We start from the raw sequence: 14,682 nt of genomic DNA on the forward strand, positions 1-14,682 counted from the left end.
GACAAACCTACACTATCATTGCTATGTAAACAGCACTTTTGCTTTCTATTAATCTTATGTAAATTTTTTGGGACTTATGATGAAAAGAAGGCATCCCGCCTTCTTTTCATCCTTTTCCCGCTTGGAATCCCGGGTATTTCGTCATCCCGCCGTCCACATACAGCGTCAGGCCCGTCACATAGCTCGCTTCTTCGGATGCAAGCCAGGCCGCGCAAGCTGCAACTTCCTCCGGCTTTCCGATATACCCGATCGGAATCAATTCAACAACGCCTTTTTTTAATTCGGGATCAGCGAATTTTTCGGCATTAATCGGCGTATCGATCGCACCGGGTCCGATCGCGTTTACCCGAATTCCTTTTGGGGCATATTCAAGGGCAAGGGTTTCTGTCAGCAGTTTTGCCCCGCCTTTGCTTGCCGCATAATGGACAAAATGCGGCCACGGGATTTGCTGATGGACGCTCGACATATTGATGACCGAGCCTTTAATATTATGGTCGAGCATATAGGCGATCGCTTCCCGGCATCCTAAAAACATTCCCGTCAAATTGGTTGATATGACACGGTTCCAGTCTTCCAGAGACAAATCCTCGGAAGGTACTTCATTTTCCACCCCGGCGTTGTTCACCATCACATCAACGGAACCGAATGAATCAACAGCCTGACTGATCAGCGCTTTTACATTGTCTTCTTTTGAGACATCTCCTTGAACGGCAATCGCGCGCGCTCCACTGTTTTCTATTTTCTTCACCGTCTCTTCAGGATTTTCTTCTTCCTTGAAGTAATTGATCACTACATTGGCTTTTTCAGAACCGAAGCGAAGTGCCATCGCTTTTCCAAGACCTGTACCCGCCCCTGTAATAACCACCGTTTTTCCCTCTAAACTCGGATACATGGGTTAATTCCTCCTTATTGAAACTCTCTTTTGAGTAGGTTTCCACAGAAGCGCTTAAACATGCATCCTTCCGAAATCAAAAAACCGCAAGCTTTTCAGCTTGCGGTTTTACATCTTATTTCATCCACTCAGTGTGGAAAATGCCTTCTTTATCTGTACGCTCATACGTATGTGCGCCAAAGTAGTCGCGCTGCGCCTGAATCAGGTTGGCCGGCAATGTCGCAGTGCGATAGCTGTCAAAATAAGCGAGAGCGCTTGAGAAGCAAGGTACAGGAATTCCTTGTTCAACCGCAAGAGAAATCGTTTTGCGGAGAGCGCCCTGATAGCCTTCAACGATATTTTTGAAGTAAGGATCAAGAAGCAGGTTGTCAAGCCCCGGATCGCGGTCATACGCTTCTTTGATTTTTTGCAGGAACGCCGCGCGGATGATGCATCCTCCGCGGAAGATCATCGCGATATCGCCGTATTTCAAATCCCAGCCGTATTCTTCTGATGCGGCTTTCATTTGAGCGAAGCCCTGTGCGTAAGAACAGATTTTGCTCATGAAGAGTGCTTTTCTGACCGCTTCGATCAGCTCTTCTTTGTTCTCGGCGGCCGGTTTCGCTTCAGGACCTGTCAGAAGCTTGCTTGCTTTGACGCGCTCTTCTTTCATGGAAGAAATGAAGCGGGCGAAAACGGATTCCGTAATGATCGGAAGCGGCACGCCCAGGTCAAGAGCGCTTTGGCTCGTCCATTTTCCTGTGCCTTTTTGACCTGCTTTATCGAGGATGACGTCAACGAGCGGCTTGCCAGTTTCCTCGTCTTTTTTCGTGAAAATATCAGCCGTGATTTCAATCAGATAGCTGTCAAGCTCTCCTTTATTCCACTCGGAGAAGACTTCGTGAAGCTCATCTGAAGACAGACCGACAATGTGTTTCAAAATAAAGTATGATTCTGAGATCAGCTGCATGTCGCCGTATTCGATGCCGTTATGAACCATTTTTACATAATGGCCGGCGCCGTCTGGACCGATGTATGTCGTACACGGTTCGCCGTCTACTTTTGCAGAAATGGCTTCAAGAATCGGCTTGACAAGCTCATGGGCTTCTTTTTGTCCGCCTGGCATGATAGAAGGACCTTTCAGAGCGCCTTCCTCACCGCCGGAAACACCGGTGCCGATGAAGTGAATGCCGCTTTCGGCCAGCTCTCTGTTTCTTCTCTGCGTATCTTTATAATATGTATTTCCGCCGTCAATCAAAATGTCGCCTTTTTCAAGATGAGGCAGGAGCGATTGAATCGTTGCGTCTGTCGGTGTTCCAGCTTTGACCATCAACAGAATTTTGCGCGGTTTTTCAAGAGATTGAACGAACTCTTCAATGCTGTATGTACCGACAACGTTTTTGCCTTCGGCTTCTTTCAGAAACTCTTCTGTTTTCTCGCTTGATCTGTTGTAAACAGAAACCGTAAACCCGCGGCTTTCAATGTTTAAAGCCAAGTTTTTTCCCATTACTGCTAAACCAACTACACCTATTTGTTGTTTTGCCATGTCTAACGTCCCTTCTAAAGCGTTTAGCATTTTAGTTTAATTTTTATTTAAATTGAAATTACCACACTTTGACCTACATTTTCAAGCTATTGATCTTGTCTCTCGTCCTGGAAAAAATCTTTGTTAAAGCTTGTTCCGCTCGTCTTGCTTTCTTTTTTCACGATCCTGATCCCTTTTTTGATGAGGTCTGTTCCATATTTTTCATTCAATTCGGCCATCACTTTTTGGATCGGCTCATCTTTGGCATCCTCATGAAACGAAAATAAATCAAGCTGTTTGACGGCTTCCTTCCGATTGACGAGGTCTGTTCCCGTGACGCCTAAAAGTCTGACAGGGCTTCCGTGCCAATGCTGCCTGAAAAGGGCTTTCGCTTCCTTCGCAATGTCTTCTCTTGAATCGGTCGGATTCAGGAGGGTCTTGCTTCTTGTTATGTTCGTCCAATCCGCAAAGCGGATCATGATGAAAACTTTTGCTGCCATGACCTCTTTTCGCTTCAGCCTGTCGCTTACTGAGACGGAAAGCTTGTCAATCAGGCCGCACAATTCCTTCTCATCTGTGCTGTCATACGGGAGAGTCGAGGAATTGCCGACGCTTTTGAATTCGTATATCCTGTCGGGATTCACCTCTCCGGTGTCGATGCCGTTTGCCCTCCTTTTTAAACGGGGGCCGTTGATACCTAGGAGGCGCTTTAAAGCATACTCATCTGCGGCAGCCAAATCGCCGATCTTGCCGATATCAAGCGTCTTGAGCTTTTCAGCGGTTTTCCGGCCGACTCCGTACATCTCGCTGATGTCCATGGGCCAAAGAATCCGGGGCACTTCGCGCTTTCTCAATATCGTAATGCCGAGCGGTTTTTTCATATCCGAAGCCATTTTGGCCAGGAATTTATTCGGAGCGATCCCGATGCTTGACGGAAGAAGCAGTTCTTCTTGAAGGCGCTCTTGAATTTCCTTCGCCGTTTCATATGCCCGATTTCTGTATGGCGTGTCCGTTAAATCCATGTACCCTTCATCAATGGAAACAGGCTCGACAAGGTCCGTATACTCCCTGAGCACTTGAAACATTTCTCTTGAAGAGCTTCTGTAGCGGTCGAAATTCGGCGGCTTGACGATCAGCTCGGGGCAGAGCCGCTTCGCTTCCCAAAGCGGCATAGGCGGTTTTACGCCGCGTGCTCTCGCCTCGTAGCTGCACGTGACGACGATGCCTTTCCGCTCCTTTGCATTTCCCGCGATGGCGAGCGGCCTGCCTTTCAGCGAAGGGTCATACGCCATTTCAACAGACGCGTAAAAGCTGTTCATATCGATATGAAAGATGACTCTTCCCTTTTGTTTATCAGCAGACAAAACGGCTCCCTCCTGGTACTCAAATTAGACATCCCGGCATTCATATAGTAAGATGTTAAATGAAACGGAAGTGATAATAGATGATTCTTGAATCTTTCAACGATGCTTTTTTACTGTTTGAGTTTTTCACAATCGTCCTTCCCGCACTGACGGCGATCGGTATCGCCCTCATCCTAAAGGACTGCAGTACGGGCGACAGCTGGAAAACGAAACGGTTTGAAGAATATCATGCAATACAGTTTGTTTCTGCAATCGATTTTCTTATCATCCTATATCATCGCATTACGGTATGGATAAGTAAAGTCATTCGCATGAAAGCTTCATCGAACGACGATGAAGACCACCGTTCCCTTCTTCTTTCAATTTAAACGGGAAAAGGTGTCCGGCAGACGGGCCCTTTTATTCAGAAGGAGGAGAACGTGTTGAACACGAAATTAAAACAATTGTTTGCGACTGCAATGTTTTTGATCATGACCATGTTTATAGGTGAACAAGCTTCGGCAGCCACCGGCAGTACCGGAGGAAGCGACAACTTCTTCCAACACTATGTCGTGGGGCCTTTTTCAGAGCTGATTAAAGGAATCGCCGGATTTTTCCACGGAAACTACGGACTGTCGATTATTTTTGTGACCATCATCGTCCGGGTTCTCGTCTTTCCGCTGTTTGCCAACCAGTATAAAAAACAGCGGGCCATGCAGGAAAAAATGGCGCTTGTCAAACCTGAGCTGGATGCGATTCAAAGCAAGCTAAAAAAGACGAAAGATCCTGTGAAGCAGAGGGAAATTCAGCAGGAGATGATGCAGCTTTACCAAAAGCATAACATCAATCCGCTGGCGATGGGCTGCCTGCCGATGCTGATTCAGTTTCCGATCCTGATCGGTTTTTATTATGCGATCCGCTCGACGCCCGAAATTGCTTCACACTCTTTTCTCTGGTTTAACCTCGGGCATTCGGATATTATCGTATCTTTATGCGCCGGGTTCATGTATTTTATCCAGTTCTATGTGTCTCAAAAGCTGAACGCACAGAACGCCCAAACAAATCCGGCGGCTCAGCAGTCCGCCAAAATCATGGGCTTCTTTTTCCCTGTGATGATGACGATCTTTTCGATCAACGTCCCTGCAGCCCTGCCGCTGTACTGGCTGACAAGCGGACTGCTTCTGACGATTCAATCCGTCGTTCTTCATCAAGTTTACCAAAAAAACAAAAAAGCCATTCAGCCTGCTGAATCGGCTACAAAATAAAAAAGCTTGCGCCTTTAAAGGCGCAAGCTTTTTTGCGTTTCCCTTCCATCTTCTCGATCGCGACTTCAGGTAGTGTGACCGTTTCCGCTGAAACCATCGGCTCGAGCTGAAACGGTCCCTGTAAAAACCCGCCTTTATGACGGGTTTGCTACTTCCTCAATAATGGAAACAACCATTTCTGCAGTTTTGACAAGTTCCTCAATCGGCATTTTTTCGTTTTTCGTATGGATTTGTTCATATCCGACTGCAAGGTTGACAGTCGGAATGCCGTGTCCTGCGATGACGTTCGCATCGCTTCCTCCGCCGCTCGTCAATAGCTCGTACGGACGGCCGATTTTCCCGGCGGCTTTTTTGGCGATTTCAACGACGAGATCCCCGTCTTTGTATTTAAAGCCCGGGTACATGACTTCGATTTCCACCTCGGCTCTGCCACCCATTTCAGCGGCGGCTGCTTCAAACGCCTGCTTCATTTTTTCGGTCTGCTTTTCCATTTTTTCCGGAACAAGCGAACGGGCTTCAGCGAGAATGTCGACCTGATCGCAGACGATATTGGTTTGCGTTCCGCCCTCAAAGCGGCCGATATTAGCCGTCGTCTCCTCGTCGATGCGGCCAAGCGGCATTTTGGCAATCGCTTTTGAAGCGATCGTGATGGCGGAGACTCCTTTTTCCGGCTCTACTCCGGCATGAGCCGTTTTTCCGTAGACAGTTGCTCTAATTTTCGCCTGTGTCGGCGCTGCTACGATAATATTGCCGACCTTCCCGTCGGAATCAAGCGCATATCCGTAATCGGCTTTGATCAGCGATCGGTCTAAAGCTTTCGCTCCGACAAGCCCCGATTCTTCGCCGACCGTAATGATAAACTGGATCGTTCCGTGCGGAATGTTTTTTTCTTTCAGCACTTTTACGGCTTCGAGCATCGCTGCAAGGCCTGTTTTGTCGTCAGCTCCCAAAATCGTTGTGCCGTCTGTTTTGACATATCCGTCTTCAATGACCGGCTTCACGCCTTTTCCGGGCACGACGGTATCCATGTGGGATGTAAAGTAAATCGTGTCCGCCTCTTTCGTTCCAGGAAGCGTGCACACGAGGTTTCCCGCTCCGTGCCCCGTTTTTGGCGCGGTGTCATCCTCCACGACATCCATTCCAAGAGCAGCAAATTTTTCTTTCAGCACCTTGCAAATATCAGCTTCGTGTTTTGTCTCGGAATCAATTTGCACAAGTTCTAAAAACTCTTCTAACAGGCGTTTTTCATTCATGCTAGTTTCCCCTCCATTTTTAAAGCGGTATATTTCCATGCTTTTTGTCCGGCCGGATTTCTCTTTTGCTCTTCAGCATGTCAAACGTTTGGATCAGCTTCTTCCGCGTCTCTTTCGGATCGATGATATCGTCTACCATGCCGTATCTTGCAGCGGCAAAAGGGCTTGAAGCGTGCATGCATTTCCGGATTTTTTCCTCGCGGGCGGCCCGCGGGTCTTCCGACCGTTCGATTTCCTTCGCGAACAGCACATCCGCAGCTTCCGAGGCGCCCATCACTGCAATTTCTGCATTCGGCCAAGCAAACACGGCATCCGCTCCAAGCGCCTTGCTGTTTAAAGCGACATATGCTCCGCCGTATGCTTTTCTTAAAATGACCGTCACCTTGCAGACGGCGGCTTCCGCATACGCGTAAAGGATTTTAGCGCCGTGTCTGATCACCCCGCCGTGCTCTTCGCGTATTCCCGGAAGAAAGCCGGGGCAATCCACCAAAGTCAAAATCGGGATCTGAAAGGAATCGCAAAAACGGATAAACCGGGCGATTTTGTCAGCCGCATCCATGCTGAGGCTTCCGGCTAAATACTTCGGCTGGTTGGCCACGATCGCCGCCGTTTCCCCCGCTATCCTTGCAAAACCGATCACCGCGTTTTTGGCAAAGTGGCGCTGCACTTCAAAAAATGTTCCGCTGTCTGCGATTTCCGCGATGATCTGTTTGATGTCATACGGCCGCTGACCGTCTTCAGGCAGAATCGTCATTAAATCAGGCCTTATCTCATCGTCTTTCGCCTTTCTCGCCTTAGCCGGGGGCTTTTCTTCGTGATTCTGGGGGATGTAGGACAAGAGCTTGCGCACCTCACTGAGGACGGCCTCATCGGAATCCCCGGAAAAATGGGCATTCCCGCTGATTGAATTATGTATATAGGCGCCCCCCAATTCTCCGGAGCTGACAGCTTCGCCTGTCGCCGTTTTGATGACTTTCGGACCGGTAATGAACATCTGTCCGGTTTTTTCGTTCATGAAAACGAAGTCGGTCAAAGCTGGAGAATAAACCGCGCCGCCCGCACAAGGGCCGAGAATGACAGAGATTTGCGGAATGATGCCTGAGCAAAGGACATTTCGGTAAAAAATATGACCGTATCCATCTAATGATAGCACACCCTCTTGAATTCTCGCACCACCTGAGTCGTTCAGACCGATGAAAGGGGCCTTATTTTTGAGGGCAAGATCCATGACGGCCGCTATTTTTTTGGCGTGCATTTCTCCGAGCGCTCCGCCGGTGACGGTAAAATCCTGGGAAAACAGATAAACGGGCCGCCCGTCGATTTTTCCGAATCCCGTGACAACCCCGTCGCCTAACGGGCCGCCGGACTGCCGGCTTCTGGCAAAAGCATTCAGCTCAGTGAACGTTCCCTCATCAAGCAGAAGATCGATTCTCTCTCTGGCGGTGAGCTTGCCTTTTTGCTTCTGCCTGTCGATCCGTTCCTGCCCGCCCCCAAGCAAAGCTTGTTGACGGCTGTTGTTTAAATCGTCGACTCTTTCAAACATATTCATCGTGTTCTGCCCCTTCTCTATTTGATTCTTACACGAAACTTGTCCGATGAAAAAAAGCAGTATAAAATAATGGGAGATTAAAAAACAGAGGTGAAAAGCTTGTCTCGAAAATTCATCAAGTTCATGGTTATTTTAATGATTGGCGTCATGGTGCTGACGACTCTGCTTACCGGACTCAGCATGATTTTTTAATACAAATCATGAAAGCAGGCGGCTCTTTTTGCGGAGAAACGCCTGCTTTTTTTCAAGCCCGGACTTCCGCAGGAATAGAAAAAACCGCACGGGTTTCCCCCTGTTTCATTAGATTGACCAATGAAGGAGAAACTCATGCGGTTATGCAGGAGATTTAATTCCTTTAAAGTAGCTCTTAATCACAAGATACTGTTCCATTTCGCCGAGAAAATTGAAAAGAGCAGCGCGCGCTTCAAATTCTTCGCGTGTCGTCGGCAGCTCCATCTCATCAATTTCCTCTCTCATTTTCACGAGCCGCTTCAAAAACTTATGAGCCGTATTGCCGGGATGGATGGCTCCTCTTAAATCATGAAGAAACGCTGCGATCATATGCCCCTGTTCAACCGTCATCGAAATCGACGTGATTTTCGGCAGGACCCTTTCGATAATTTCAAACTGCTTTTCTCTCATTTTAAAGTAGTGATAATAGAGATTTTCGTGCCTGAGAAAGTGATTTTCCACATCACGGTATGCCAGGGTCTTCGCTTCATTGATCAAACGGTGCGTCTCAGGAATCTCTTTTCCCGTCCAGTCCTGTTCCCCGGTCAGCAAATAGCGTTCGATTTCTTCAAAAATCTTGGCAAAGTTATCTTCGATTTTCTGCTGATACTGTTTGAGCTCTTTATCGAGGCTCGGCATGTACAAATTCATCAGCAGGGCAACGCCGATTCCCGTAATGATGATGAGGCATTCATTCCAAATGAGAGAAAGGGTGATCCCTTCTGACATATAAAGATGAAGAATGATGACCGAACTTGTGACGATTCCTTCTTTTATTTTCAGAAGAACGGTTGTCGGAATAAAGAACAGCAGCATCAGACCGATGACAGCCGGATGATAGCCGATCAGCTCAAAAAACGCGTATGAAAAAACGATCGCAAGAATGCATGCCGCAAACCGGGCCCATGATGCCTGAAGGGACCGCTTTTTCGTCACTTGAATACAGAGGATCGTGATGATCCCTGTCGACACAAAATTATGAAGGCCGAGCAGCTGTGCGATATAGATGGCCAATGCTGTGCCAAGCGCTGTTTTTAATGTGCGATAACCTATTTTAAACATCGTTAACCCCAATCTTTTCTGCTAGTCTTAGTGAATAAAAAAGAAGAAGATCAGCATCTTCTTCAGCTTATTTTATAGTATTTTCTCTAAAAAGTCTTGAGCTCTTTTCGATTTTGGAGAAGAAAAAAACGCTTTAGGATCATCGTCTTCGACAATGGTTCCTTCATCCATGAAAAGCACCCTGTCGGCGACTTCTTTGGCAAAGCCCATTTCGTGCGTCACGATCACCATCGTCATCCCGGTTTTCGCCAAATCCTGCATCACCTGAAGCACTTCTTTGACCATCTCAGGATCAAGGGCCGATGTCGGCTCGTCAAACAGCATGATGTCCGGATTCATCGCCAGCGCCCTCGCAATCGCAACGCGCTGCTTTTGCCCCCCTGATAAACGGTTCGGATAATCATCTTTTTTATCGATAAGCCCCACTTTCTCAAGCAGTTCTTCCGCTTTTTTCGCTGCCGCCTGTTTGCTTTCTTTTTTGACATGGACAGGTGCATACGTAATATTTTCAAGAACCGTTTTATGCGGAAACAAATGAAAATGCTGAAAGACCATGCCGATGTTCTCTCTGATTTTCAGCACATTTGTTTTCGGTCTTGTAATCTCTTGATCCTGAATGAAAATGCTGCCCTCCGTCGGCTTTTCGAGCATGTTTAAGCAACGCAGAAACGTGGACTTGCCTGAGCCTGACGGACCGATGACAGCGGCTACTTCGCCTTTTTCAAAGGAAACGGAAATATGTTTAAGCACCTCGTGCTTTCCGAAAGATTTTGAGAGATTGCGAACATTAATCATTGACATTCAGCTTCCTTTCAATCGCTTTGCCGACAAACGTCAGGATCAAAACGAGCACATAGTAGATGAGACCCGCAAACAGCATCGGCTCAAGCGGGCTGTAGATCGCCGCTCCCGCCTGATAGCTTCGTCTCATAATATCGCCGAGTCCGATGACGGTGACAACAGCCGATTCCTTTGTCAGTGTAATCGATTCGTTGATCAGCGCTGGCATGATATTTTTAAAGGCCTGCGGCAGCAAGAGATCCTTCATCATCTTTGCATACGGGACGCCCAGCGCCATCGCCGCTTCTTTTTGCCCTTTGTCGATCGCATTGATTCCGGCTCTGATGATTTCTGACACATAAGCGGCGGAATTTAAGCCGAATGCGATGACGGCCGCCCAGTAAGCATCAATATCGAAGCCCAGCACCTGAGGCAGCCCGTAATAGACGATCATCAGCTGCAGAACAAGCGGTGTCCCCCGGAATATGGAAGTGTAAAAATCGGCAATCCATGCGAGGGGCTTGATCGAACTGATTTTTAAAAGCGTAATCAAAACCCCCAGCAAAAATCCAAGCACGGCCGCAGCCGCGACCACTTTTAAGGTGACGCCCAAGCCTTCCAAAATGAAAGGCATCTCGGGTATTGTACTAGAAAAATCAAGAAAATTCATGTGACTCTCCCTCTCCCGCCTCATCATCAAAGAGGCGCACATCGCTTTAGAAAAAAAAGTTCAACAAAAAGTTGAACTTTTCACGCTTACTTTTTCGTTTCTCCGCCGAACCATTTTTCTTTCAGCTTTTCAAGTTCTCCGCTTTTCTCCATTTCTTCAAGCGCTTTGTTGAACTTCTCGGTCAAATCGCTTCCCTTTTTGAAGGCGATCGCGGAGCCGGCTTTTTCATCCGGTTCTTTCGGCAGATTGTAGCCAACCAGTTCTTCATTTTTATTAATATATTTTTCGGCAACGATATCCTCTATGATTGCTGCGTCAAAGCGGCCCGCTTTGATTTCTTCGGTTAAATCCGAAATGCGGTTGCGGTTTTCAACTTTTAAATTATAATCCGGCGTAAGCTCCTTCGCTTTTTCTTCCTGAATGGAGCCAAGCTGCACGCCGACCGTTTTTCCTTTCAAATCGTCAAGCGATTTGATGCCGCTTGATTTTTTTGTAACGATCATGTTGTGAGCCGTATAATAGACGTTTGAAAAATCGACCTGCTTTTTGCGTTTAGGCGTCGGCGTCATTCCTGAAAGCACGATGTCGACTTTGTTTGTTTTAAGAGCGGTCACCAGTCCGTTGAAGTCCATGTCTTTCACTTCGATTTCATGGCCCGTTTTTTTAGCCAGTGCATTGGCCAGATCAACATCAAAACCGACAATTTTATCTCCGTCTTTCGATTCAAAAGGCGGGTAATCGGCTGAAGTTCCCATCACCAATGTTTTTTTATCAGCAGAACCGCTGCTCGTCCCGCAAGCAGTCAATGCAAATGTGAGACATGCTGTCACTACCAGTAACATCCATTTTTTCATGTTGTGTATCCCCCTGAACCTTTTTGAATATTTATTCGTTGATATGTATTTTAAACATTTTCTGGGCCAGATGCAATACCATTTTGAAAAATAACTAAAAAACCTTCAAACAAGCCTTTAAATACCAATTGAAAGCCTTCATTTTTATCTTTCTGATTGCATATAAAAAGAATTTTTATACATAAAAAAAGCCTGCCAATGTTTTGGCAGGCGCAGATTGTTGAAAAAATCCCAAAACGGCTCTTAGTTTTGGTATTTTTTCATCCTTCTTTCAGCGTGATTGAAAACCCTTGCAGTCTAGGAAGGCCGAGCATCGGAGCGCAGCGAATGTTAGAATTCGTGAGCACCGACGCGCAGGCCTGACAACGAATGCGAGGGTTTGTCGACACGCTGAACCTGCCATATGTTTTGGCAGGCGGTATTTCCTTTCCCTTATACTTCTTCACAGTATTCTTCAAACAATCCTTGAAGCTTAGTGATGACAGCCATCGGCTCATAGCCTTCAATTTCATGGCGTTCGACCATTTTTAAAATCTTCCCGTCTTTTAAAAGGGCGAATGACGGAGAAGAGGGCGGATATCCTTCAAAATATTCCCTTGCTCGAGCCGTCGCTTCTTTGTCTTGTCCGGCAAAAACGGTGACGAGATGATCCGGGCGCTTATCGTAATGAACCGCATGATGTGCGGCTGGCCTTGCAATTCCCCCTGCACAGCCGCAGACGGAGTTGACCATCACAAGCGTAGTCCCTTTTTTCGTGAGCGCTTCATCTACCTCTTCAGGCGTTTTCAATTCGGTGTAGCCGGCAGCCGTTATTTCCTGTCTGGCTTGGCGCACGACATCATTCATAAACAGATTAAAATCCATGTTCACTTTAAGATCTCTCCTTTTTAGCCGCCTTTAGCATGATGCTAAAGGCGCTGTTTGCTCATCTGTTCTAATGATACTTTGAAACCGTCCGAACCGCAAATCAGGCGATTCGTGTTCCTTCAGGTTTATGGCACGGGCAGCCCGGGGAAAAATAAGTAAAGACTCTATCAAATAAAGGAGCACCTTTATGAACCGAAAGAAAGCAATGCTGATTTACAACGGAAATGCAGGACAAAAAAATGTTGAAAAAACACTGGGTGCTGCCGTACCTGTTCTTTCACAGGCTATAGACGAACTCATCGTAAAACCGACGAGAAAGAAACGTGATGCATTCGAATTTTGCCGAAAGATCGGGGAGGATATCGGGCAATTGTTTATATTAGGCGGTGACGGAACGGTGCACGAATGCATTAACGGCATCAGCCAGCTTCAAACGAAGCCAGATATCGGCATTCTCCCGGGCGGCACATGTAACGACTTTTCGAGGGCGCTCCGCATTCCCCAGAACATTGAAAAAGCGGCGGAAGCGCTCGTCAATGGAAAACCTGTCCCGGTCGATGTGTTAAAAGCAAATGATCATTATTGTCTCAACTTCTGGGGCATCGGATTGATTACGGAAGCTTCCACCCATATCAATCAAACGGAAAAAGCGCTGCTCGGGAGAATCAGTTATTTTACAAGCGCACTGCGGACCATCTCCAATCTTGAGCCTTTCTCTTTCCGCCTGTCGATCGACGGAGAAGAGTTTACTGACGAAGCGGTCATGGTGGTCGTGCTGAACGGACCATTTATCGGAACAAACAAGATCCCCCTTCCGCAGCTGAGCATTAACGACGGAAAAGCGGACATCCTCGTCTGCCGGAATACGAATCTGGCTGCATTGAAAGAACTTTTTGCAATGGATGATCCCGAATGGGATTCCTTTGCAGGCGAGCTCTCCTATTATCAGGGGCAAACCGTTGAAGTTGAAACCGCCCTCCCAATGGAAGCCGATACAGACGGCGAAATCTGCACAAAAACGCCGGCTTCAATCGAGGTGCTAAACGGACATCTCCGCATGCTCGCCCCCTTAGAAAAAGAAAAGAGCTGACCCTTAACGGGCCAGCTCTTCTTTTTTAATAAATGGAAGTATGATCATCGATTTGTTCCAAAATCTCTTTCACACGGGCAAGGAATCTGCCGCAAACGAGGCCGTCAAGCACTCTGTGGTCGAGGGATAAGCACAGGTTCACCATATCTCTGACCGCGATCATGCCATGCTCCATGACGACGGGACGCTTGACGATCGATTCAACCTGCAGGATGGCCGCCTGTGGATGGTTGATGATCCCCATTGACTGAACCGACCCGAACGAACCGGTATTGTTGACCGTGAACGTACCTCCGCTCATATCCCCGCTCGTCAGCTTGCCGCTTCTGACCTTATGAGCCAGTTCGGAGATTTCTCTCGCGATGCCTTTAATTGTTTTTTCATCGGCATGCTTGATGACAGGAACGTACAGCGCATCGTCAGTCGCTACTGCAATTGAGATGTTGATGTCTTTTTTCTGAATGATTTTATCTCCGGCCCACATGCTGTTCATTTGCGGGAATTCCTTCAGCGCCTGTGCGACCGCTTTGACAAAGAACGCGAAAAAGGTCAGGCTGAAGCCCTCTTTCTTCTTAAATTCGTCCTTTATTTTGTTGCGGTAGCTCACAAGACTTGTGACATCCACTTCCATCATCGTCCAGGCATGAGGGATTTCATGCTTGCTTCTGACCATATTGGTCGCAATCGCATGACGGATTCCGGTCACAGGAATCTCGACGTCTCCAGCCGCACTCTGAGGCGGTGCAGCTTGAGGGGCGGCTTGCGCCGGCTTTTGGACGGGCTCACTCGCTCCCGCGGCATTTGTATCCGGCTGTTTTTCCGGCGCCGCATCAGCTTGAGGAGCAGCTCCGGAAGCAATGATGCGCTGGATGTCTTTTCTGGTGATCCGTCCGCCGGCACCGGTACCTTCCACCTGCTCCAAATCAATGTTGTGCTCACCGGCAAGTCTCAGCACCGCCGGGGAATAACGTTTTTTCTGAGATGTATCTTTTTCCTCCGGTTTGGCCGGCTCCGCTTCCGCTTGATCCAGATTGGAAGCAGCCTCAGCCTCCGGTTTCGCTTCTTCGTTTGTTTCGACTTTGCAGATGACGTCTCCGACTTGCAGAGTTTCGCCTTCTTTCCCGACAAGCTCGGTAATCGTTCCCGTGAACGATGAAGGGACTTCAGCATTGACCTTATCCGTCATCACTTCAGCAATCGGATCGTATTTGTTGACGTGATCTCCGACGCTGACAAGCCATTTGCTGATGGTTCCCTCCGTCACGCTCTCCCCGAGCTGCGGCATTGTCATTTGTTCCACTGCCATACGATATGTCCTCCTT

The 14,682-nt window shown here is 47.7% G+C and carries 15 protein-coding genes; 4 read left to right on the forward strand and 11 right to left on the reverse strand.

Annotated elements, in window-relative coordinates:
- Window positions 1-106 precede the first annotated feature (106 nt).
- From KI350_RS10395 to KI350_RS10405, 3 genes are all read right to left on the reverse strand, one after another.
- Window positions 107-892, reverse strand: coding sequence for a glucose 1-dehydrogenase (locus KI350_RS10395; RefSeq protein WP_212930477.1), 786 nt, complete (start codon window positions 890-892; stop codon window positions 107-109).
- 115 nt (window positions 893-1,007) lie between these two features.
- A complete protein-coding gene (gene gndA, locus KI350_RS10400; RefSeq protein ID WP_020452102.1) occupies window positions 1,008-2,417 on the reverse strand; it encodes an NADP-dependent phosphogluconate dehydrogenase in 1,410 nt (469 codons plus the stop codon).
- 86 nt (window positions 2,418-2,503) lie between these two features.
- A complete protein-coding gene (locus KI350_RS10405) occupies window positions 2,504-3,760 on the reverse strand; it encodes a DNA polymerase IV (protein WP_020452103.1) in 1,257 nt (418 codons plus the stop codon).
- Window positions 3,761-3,840: 80 nt separating this feature from the next.
- Here KI350_RS10405 and KI350_RS10410 point away from each other — a divergent pair, with 80 nt between their 5' ends.
- Together KI350_RS10410 and KI350_RS10415 are read left to right on the forward strand one after the other, a co-directional pair.
- Window positions 3,841-4,128 carry a hypothetical protein gene (locus tag KI350_RS10410; RefSeq protein WP_020452104.1) on the forward strand — a complete coding sequence of 96 codons (288 nt, stop codon included), beginning with the start codon at window positions 3,841-3,843 and terminating at the stop codon, window positions 4,126-4,128.
- Between the two features lie 90 nt (window positions 4,129-4,218).
- Window positions 4,219-5,004 carry a membrane protein insertase YidC gene (locus KI350_RS10415; protein WP_229078641.1) on the forward strand — a complete coding sequence of 262 codons (786 nt, stop codon included), beginning with the start codon at window positions 4,219-4,221 and terminating at the stop codon, window positions 5,002-5,004.
- A gap of 134 nt (window positions 5,005-5,138) precedes the next feature.
- Here KI350_RS10415 and KI350_RS10420 read toward each other — a convergent pair whose 3' ends face one another.
- Together KI350_RS10420 and KI350_RS10425 are read right to left on the reverse strand one after the other, a co-directional pair.
- Window positions 5,139-6,257, reverse strand: coding sequence for a tripeptidase T (locus tag KI350_RS10420; RefSeq protein ID WP_020452106.1), 1,119 nt, complete (start codon window positions 6,255-6,257; stop codon window positions 5,139-5,141).
- A 19-nt stretch (window positions 6,258-6,276) separates the two neighbouring features.
- Window positions 6,277-7,806, reverse strand: a complete 1,530-nt coding sequence (locus KI350_RS10425; RefSeq protein ID WP_020452107.1) for an acyl-CoA carboxylase subunit beta — start codon at window positions 7,804-7,806, stop codon at window positions 6,277-6,279.
- Window positions 7,807-7,896: 90 nt separating this feature from the next.
- On the opposite strand from KI350_RS10425, the gene prli42 reads away from it, so the two are divergent.
- Window positions 7,897-7,998 (forward strand): stressosome-associated protein Prli42, encoded by a 102-nt coding sequence (prli42, locus tag KI350_RS10430; protein WP_230368212.1) that lies wholly within the window; start codon window positions 7,897-7,899, stop codon window positions 7,996-7,998.
- A gap of 141 nt (window positions 7,999-8,139) precedes the next feature.
- On the opposite strand, the gene KI350_RS10435 is transcribed toward prli42, so the two are convergent.
- From KI350_RS10435 to KI350_RS10455, 5 genes are all read right to left on the reverse strand, one after another.
- A complete protein-coding gene (locus tag KI350_RS10435) occupies window positions 8,140-9,099 on the reverse strand; it encodes an aromatic acid exporter family protein (RefSeq protein ID WP_020452108.1) in 960 nt (319 codons plus the stop codon).
- Between the two features lie 72 nt (window positions 9,100-9,171).
- On the reverse strand, window positions 9,172-9,894 hold the full coding sequence (gene artM, locus KI350_RS10440; protein WP_041817247.1) for an arginine ABC transporter ATP-binding protein ArtM: 723 nt from the start codon (window positions 9,892-9,894) through the stop codon (window positions 9,172-9,174).
- Window positions 9,887-10,549 (reverse strand): arginine ABC transporter permease ArtQ, encoded by a 663-nt coding sequence (gene artQ, locus KI350_RS10445; RefSeq protein WP_020452110.1) that lies wholly within the window; start codon window positions 10,547-10,549, stop codon window positions 9,887-9,889. The genes artM and artQ overlap by 8 nt, the downstream gene beginning before the upstream one ends.
- 86 nt (window positions 10,550-10,635) lie before the next feature.
- Entirely contained in the window at window positions 10,636-11,403 is a 768-nt protein-coding gene (artP, locus tag KI350_RS10450) for an arginine ABC transporter substrate-binding protein ArtP (protein ID WP_020452111.1), read from the reverse strand.
- A 432-nt stretch (window positions 11,404-11,835) separates the two neighbouring features.
- On the reverse strand, window positions 11,836-12,273 hold the full coding sequence (locus tag KI350_RS10455; RefSeq protein WP_003183325.1) for a BrxA/BrxB family bacilliredoxin: 438 nt from the start codon (window positions 12,271-12,273) through the stop codon (window positions 11,836-11,838).
- Window positions 12,274-12,457: 184 nt separating this feature from the next.
- On the opposite strand from KI350_RS10455, the gene KI350_RS10460 reads away from it, so the two are divergent.
- The gene (locus KI350_RS10460; RefSeq protein ID WP_020452112.1) at window positions 12,458-13,360 is read left to right on the forward strand and encodes a YegS/Rv2252/BmrU family lipid kinase; all 903 of its coding nucleotides are present in this window, start codon (window positions 12,458-12,460) and stop codon (window positions 13,358-13,360) included.
- A gap of 25 nt (window positions 13,361-13,385) precedes the next feature.
- Here the strand turns inward: KI350_RS10460 and KI350_RS10465 are convergent, their stop codons facing one another.
- A complete protein-coding gene (locus KI350_RS10465; RefSeq protein WP_020452113.1) occupies window positions 13,386-14,666 on the reverse strand; it encodes a dihydrolipoamide acetyltransferase family protein in 1,281 nt (426 codons plus the stop codon).
- Window positions 14,667-14,682: the final 16 nt, after the last annotated feature.

The sequence above is a fragment of the Bacillus sp. J41TS8 genome (assembly GCF_018333035.1).
In the GTDB taxonomy this organism is placed as follows: Bacteria; Bacillota; Bacilli; order Bacillales; family Bacillaceae; genus Bacillus; species Bacillus paralicheniformis.